Source organism: Streptomyces sp. NRRL B-24572 (assembly GCF_002156145.1).
Classification (GTDB): domain Bacteria; phylum Actinomycetota; class Actinomycetes; order Streptomycetales; family Streptomycetaceae; genus Streptomyces; species Streptomyces vietnamensis.
On the sequence record NZ_MWIG01000787.1, the window covers coordinates 1 to 5,148 of the forward strand.

At 74.4% G+C, this 5,148-nt stretch carries 6 protein-coding genes; 3 read left to right on the plus strand and 3 right to left on the minus strand.

What is annotated here, in order from left to right; all coding sequences use genetic code 11:
* Both CCN56_RS35905 and CCN56_RS35910 read left to right on the plus strand, forming a co-directional pair.
* Positions 1-871, plus strand: an 871-nt coding sequence (locus CCN56_RS35905; protein WP_086831947.1) for a hypothetical protein, incomplete at its 5' end; no start/stop codon positions are given.
* Positions 868-1,593, plus strand: coding sequence for a 4'-phosphopantetheinyl transferase superfamily protein (locus CCN56_RS35910; RefSeq protein ID WP_086831948.1), 726 nt, complete (start codon positions 868-870; stop codon positions 1,591-1,593). The genes CCN56_RS35905 and CCN56_RS35910, both read left to right, overlap by 4 nt.
* On the opposite strand, the gene CCN56_RS35915 is transcribed toward CCN56_RS35910, so the two are convergent.
* Positions 1,518-2,384 (minus strand): alpha/beta fold hydrolase, encoded by an 867-nt coding sequence (locus CCN56_RS35915; RefSeq protein WP_086831949.1) that lies wholly within the window; start codon positions 2,382-2,384, stop codon positions 1,518-1,520. The two genes, CCN56_RS35910 and CCN56_RS35915, sit on opposite strands and share 76 nt — an antisense overlap.
* Positions 2,385-2,540: 156 nt before the next feature.
* Between CCN56_RS35915 and corA the strand changes: the two genes are divergently transcribed.
* Positions 2,541-3,623 carry a magnesium/cobalt transporter CorA gene (corA, locus tag CCN56_RS35920; protein ID WP_086831952.1) on the plus strand — a complete coding sequence of 361 codons (1,083 nt, stop codon included), beginning with the start codon at positions 2,541-2,543 and terminating at the stop codon, positions 3,621-3,623.
* 44 nt (positions 3,624-3,667) lie between these two features.
* Here the strand turns inward: corA and CCN56_RS35925 are convergent, their stop codons facing one another.
* Together CCN56_RS35925 and CCN56_RS35930 are read right to left on the minus strand one after the other, a co-directional pair.
* Positions 3,668-4,240: a dihydrofolate reductase family protein gene (locus CCN56_RS35925; RefSeq protein ID WP_086831950.1), complete on the minus strand. Its 573-nt coding sequence runs from the start codon at positions 4,238-4,240 to the stop codon at positions 3,668-3,670.
* A gap of 89 nt (positions 4,241-4,329) precedes the next feature.
* Positions 4,330-5,055 (minus strand): DUF4097 family beta strand repeat-containing protein, encoded by a 726-nt coding sequence (locus CCN56_RS35930; protein ID WP_086831951.1) that lies wholly within the window; start codon positions 5,053-5,055, stop codon positions 4,330-4,332.
* Between the last annotated feature and the right edge of the window lie 93 nt (positions 5,056-5,148).

Here is a 5,148-nt window from a genome sequence, read left to right on the forward strand (position 1 = left end):
CGACGCCGTGCCGCTCGCCGACGTCGCCGGCGATCCCGAACTCACCGCCCAGCTCCCGGCCCTGGCCGAGGGCGGCATGGTGCACTGCCGGGTCTCCGGCCGGCCGGTCACCGGCCTGGCCGCCGCGGCCGCCCGGGCGGCGCTCGCCGCGGCCGGTGACCCGGCGGTGGACTCCGTCGTCTACGCCACCGACTCGCCGTACGAGCAGACCGCCACCAAGGACCTCTGGCGGCTGCTCACCGCGGCCGGTCTCCCGCACGCGCCCGGGGTGGTGGTCGGCGGCAGTGCCTCGGCCAACCTCGCCCCGGCCCTGCGCACCGCTCACGGCCTGCTGGCCGCCGAGCGGTCGGAGACCGTGCTGCTCGTCACCGCCGACCGGATCACCGACACCACCCGGTACCAGCCGGTGGGCGTCACGGTGCTCAGCGACGGCGCGGCGGCCTGCCTGGTCGGGCCGGAGCCGCGCGGGCCCGGCTACCGCCTGCTGGCCTCCGCGACCGTGGTCCAGGCCGACGCCGCCGAGGTCAGCAACTCGATCAAGGCCGCCAGCCTGGTGAAGACGGGGGTGACCAGGGCGCGCGCCGAGCTCGACGGGCAACTCGCCGACCCCGGGCGGCCGTTCCGGCACCTGGTGACCGGCAACTACAGCCTCGCCACCCGGACCTTCCTGGCCCGGCTCTGCGGCCTGGACCTGACGGTCGGCCACGCCCCCGACGTGGCCGGGACCGGGCACGCCTTCTCGGTGGACCTGCTGGCCGGTCTCGCCGACCTCCAGGAGCGGAAGCTGGTGGACCCGGGGGACCGGGTGCTGGTGCTCGCGACCAGCCCGCGCTCCTGGTCGATGCTGGCCTTCGAGTACACCGAAGGATGACCGGCGTCGTCCTGGTGCGCTACCTCGACCTGGACCGCTGCGGCGACGGCCCGGCCCAGCGCCGCCTGCTCGACGAGGACGAGCTGGCCCGGCTGGGCCGCATCGCCGTACCGCGCACGGCAGCGCGTTTCGTCGCCGCGCACGCCGCGCTCCGGCTGACCGTCGCCCGGTACTGCGGCGTACCGCCCGGCCGGGTGCGCTGGGCCAGGACCCCGAACGGCATGCCGCTGGTGGCGGCCCCCGATCCGGAGGTCCGGGTGAGCCTCAGCCACACGGGCGGCCACGCCGCGGTCGCGGTCACCCGGGGCCGCGGCATCGGCATCGACCTGGAGGGGGCCGGCGAGCCGCGCCGACTCCCGTCCTCCGTTCGGGGGATGTCCGTGGGGCCGGGTGGTTTCCCGGCGGCCTGGACCAGGATGGAGGCCTGCGTGAAGGCGGTGGGCGGGCGGCTGACCGAGGGGCTTCCGCTGCTCGCCGCCGGCCCCGGCGTGGTCCGGGCCGAGCACGGGGCTCTGGCCGGAACCACCTGGTACGTACGGCAGCTGGCCGCGCCACCGGGGTGCGCCGCCGCCCTCGCGGGGGTCGGCGCGGCGCCGGTGGCCGTGGACCTCGGGCGGTTCCGGCCGCCCGTCGCCTGGCGCTCCGGTCAGCCGGGGACCTCGGAGAGGAAGCCCGAGACCAGCTCGGTGAAGCGCTCCGGCTCCTCCACCCACGGCCGGTGACCGGACCGCTCCAGTACTTCGAGCCGGGCGTCCGGGTAGCAGGCCGCGACCGCCCGGGCCGGGGCCGTCCCGATCATGCCGTCCGAGGCTCCGGCCAGCACCAGGACCGGCGCCTTCACCGCGGCCAGCCGGGCCAGCCGGGCGGCCCGCGTGGCCGGGCCGGCGGAACCGGCGTAGAACGCCTCGCGCAGCCAGGCGTGCGGCGAGGCGTGCTCGGGCCGGTGCTCGGCCCGCCGGGCGTCGTCCCAGTGGTGCCAGAAGAACGGCGTGATCCGCCGGTGCAGCGCGGCGAGCTCGGCCCCGGTGGCGTCGCCCGCCGCGATCAGCCGGTGCGCCTCGGCCGCGTCCGGGTACCACGCCTCGCCCGCGCGCCGGGCCCGCAGCGCCGCCAGCTCGCTCTCGTCCGGCTCCCGCGAGACCCGCCCCACCGGCGCGACGAGCACCAGCCGCCGTACCCGCCCCGGGTACGCCGCCGCGTACTCCTGCGCCGTCAGGCACCCGGCCGAGTGCCCGAGGAGGTCGATCCGGTCGAGGCCCAGGTGCGCACGCACCGCCTCGACGTCCCGGGCCTGTTCGGTGAAGGACACCGTCCTTCGGTCCTCCGGCACCCCGGAGCGCCCGGAGGCCCGGGCGTCCACCACGACCAGCCGTGCCCTCCGGTCGAGGCCCCCCAGATCGGACAGGTACCGGAGGTCCATCCCCGGCCCGCCGGGCAGGACCACCAACGGCGGCCCCTCACCGAGGAGTTCGTACCAGATCGCGGTCCCGTCGTGCGAAGTGATCGTCGGCATCCCGACACCCTCACACAGACGGCCGCCGGTTGGCACTATTGGTCCAGACCTTGGACGTCCGGTCCGGCCGCAAGTCGTCACCGGCGATCGCGCGGCCCGGTTCGACCGGGCTGGTGGCAGACTGACCGGCGGTCTGCCGAAGGAGCCCTCGTGTCGATGATCCACCGTCTGCGCAGCGCCGTCCGCCGGACGTACCGGCGTGCCGTGGACCTCAGCCACCCGGCGCGTTCGCCGCTCGGCAGCGCGGTGGTCAACTGCGTGGTCTACCGGGACGGCGTACGGCAGGACGGGGCCCGGTCGGTCGAGGACGCCGTGCGGCGCGTGCGGAAGTCGGGCGACGGGTTCGTGTGGATCGGTCTGCACGAACCGGAGGAGAAGGAGTTCGCGGGCCTCGCCGAGCTGTTCGGGCTGCACCCGCTCGCGGTGGAGGACGCCGTCCACGCCCACCAGCGGCCGAAACTGGAGCAGTACGACGACGTGCTGTTCGCCGTCTTCAAGACGGTGCGCTACGTGGAGCACGACGAGCTCACCGCCACCAGCGAGGTGGTGGACACCGGCGAGCTGATGGCCTTCACCGGGCCCGACTTCGTCATCACCATCCGTCACGGGGGACACGGTTCGCTCGGTCCGCTCCGCGAGGCCCTGGAATCGGAGCCCGAGCAGCTCGCGAAGGGGCCCTCCGCGGTGCTGCACGCGGTCGCCGACCACGTCGTCGACGACTACCTCGCCGTCACGGAGGCCGTGCAGGACGACCTGGACGCGATCGAGACCGCGGTCTTCTCCGAGCAGGGCCACCGCGGCGACGTCGGCCGGATCTACCAGCTCAAGCGCGAGCTCCTCGAACTCAAGCGGGCCGTGGCGCCGCTGGGCCGGCCGCTCCAGCGGTTGGCGTCCGAGCCGGTGCCGAGCGTCGCGGCCGAGATACGCGCGTACTTCCGTGACGTGGTCGACCACCTGGCGCGGGTCACCGAGCAGGTCGCCTCGTACGACACGCTCCTCGACTCGGTCCTCCAGGCCCACCTCGCGCAGGTGACCGTCGCCCAGAACGAGGACATGCGCAAGATCACCGCCTGGGCCGCCATCATCGCGGTCCCGACGATGGTGTGCGGCGTCTACGGCATGAACTTCGAGCACATGCCCGAGCTGCGCTGGACCTACGGCTACCCCCTGGTCCTCGGCGTCATGGCCGTCGCCTGCTTCGTCATCCACCGCGGCTTCCGCCGCAACGGCTGGCTCTGAACCCCCGGGGCGGATCGACCCGGCACCGCCGACGACGCCCGTGATCAATGCGCCCGGCGCACCACGCGGTGGCGGAGGTAGACGGCCTTCGAGCCGTAGGTGCCGGTCTCGACGAGTTCGAGGTCCACCCGGCGCTCGCTCCGGGGGAAGAACGGAATGCCGCCGCCGACGAGCACCGGGTAGACCATCGTCCGGTACTCGTCGATCAGACCCGACGCGGCCGCGTCGGCGGCGAGCGTCGCGCCGCCGATCGCGATGTCGCCGTCGCCCGGCTCGGCCCGCAGCCGCTCGATCTCCTCCGCCAGGCTGCCGGAGGCCAGGCGGGCATTGCCCTGCACGGTCGACAGCGTGGTGGAGAAGACCACCTTGGGGAGCGGTTTCCAGAGCGCGGTCCACTCGCGCATGGAGTCGTCGAGCGAGGGGTCCTGGTCGGCGGTCTCCCAGTACAGCATCGTCTCGTACAGACGTCGGCCGAGGAGGTGCACGTCGACCCCCCGGATCTCGTCGATCCAGAAGCGGAAGACCTCCTCGTCGGGGGCCGTCCAGTCGAAGCCGCCGTCCGGCCCGACGATGTAGCCGTCGAGCGAGGTGCTCATCGAATAGGTCACGTCGCGCATCGGAACTCCTCCTCGGTCACCGGGTCGACGGTACGACCGACGGGCTCCGGAGGGCGCGCGGCTCGCGGGGGGGTCCCCGGACCGGAGGCTCAGGCGACGGGAACCACCCGTACGTCCCCGCCCTTCGAGTACACCTTCACCTTGTGCGGCGAGGCGGGCGCGTGCGCGACGCCGACCGTGCGGGAGCCGGCCGCCGTCGCGACGTCGAGGGAGTACGAACCGCCGGGCAGACGGACCGAGACGTCCCCGCCGTCCGTCGTCGCCGAGAGGCGGTCCGGGGCCGTGGTCATGCGCGCCGCGATGTCGCCGCCGGAGGTGTGCGCGACCAGGCTGCGGGCGGAGCTGTCCTCGATGGTGACCGAACCGCCGCCCGTGGTGGCCTCCGTGGCCGCCGACAGCTTCCGTACGAGGATGTCGCCGCCGTCCGTGTCCAGCTTCACCGGCACGCCGCCCGGGACCTCGATGCGGAAGCGGACCCCGCACGCGCGCGCCCCGGTGTCCCCGCAGCCGGACGCGGTGATGTGCAGGCCGCCGGACACGAGCTCGTGGCCGGTCGTCGGCCGGTGGGCGGTGTAGTCCAGGATCTCGGTCACGCGGACGGCGGTGCCCGAGCCCGCGGACACCTCGATGTCGCCGCCGGCGTTGTGCACCGTCAGGTTCCGGACCTGCTCGGACACGGTGTACGAGCGGGTCTCCGTCCGGGGGTCCGCGGTCGCGGAACAGCCCATCAGCAGGCCGGAGACCGTCGCGAGCGAGGCGATCAGCGGCACGGGACGCAGGAGGGGCGCGGAGGACATGAGGGGTGCGGAGAACATGCGGGATTTCCTTCGGTCCGGGGGGTGGGGTTTCCGACCGGGAGGCTAGGCAGTCCGGCGGGCCGCCATGCGCCGGCAGGGGCGAGTCAGGGG

Coding starts and splice junctions, on each gene's coding strand:
- CCN56_RS35910 (WP_086831948.1), top strand. CDS start 868: ATGACCGGCGTCGTCCTGGTGCGCTACCTCGACCTGGACCGCTGCGGC.
- CCN56_RS35915 (WP_086831949.1), bottom strand. CDS start 2,384: ATGCCGACGATCACTTCGCACGACGGGACCGCGATCTGGTACGAACTC.
- corA (WP_086831952.1), top strand. CDS start 2,541: ATGATCCACCGTCTGCGCAGCGCCGTCCGCCGGACGTACCGGCGTGCC.
- CCN56_RS35925 (WP_086831950.1), bottom strand. CDS start 4,240: ATGCGCGACGTGACCTATTCGATGAGCACCTCGCTCGACGGCTACATC.
- CCN56_RS35930 (WP_086831951.1), bottom strand. CDS start 5,055: ATGTTCTCCGCACCCCTCATGTCCTCCGCGCCCCTCCTGCGTCCCGTG.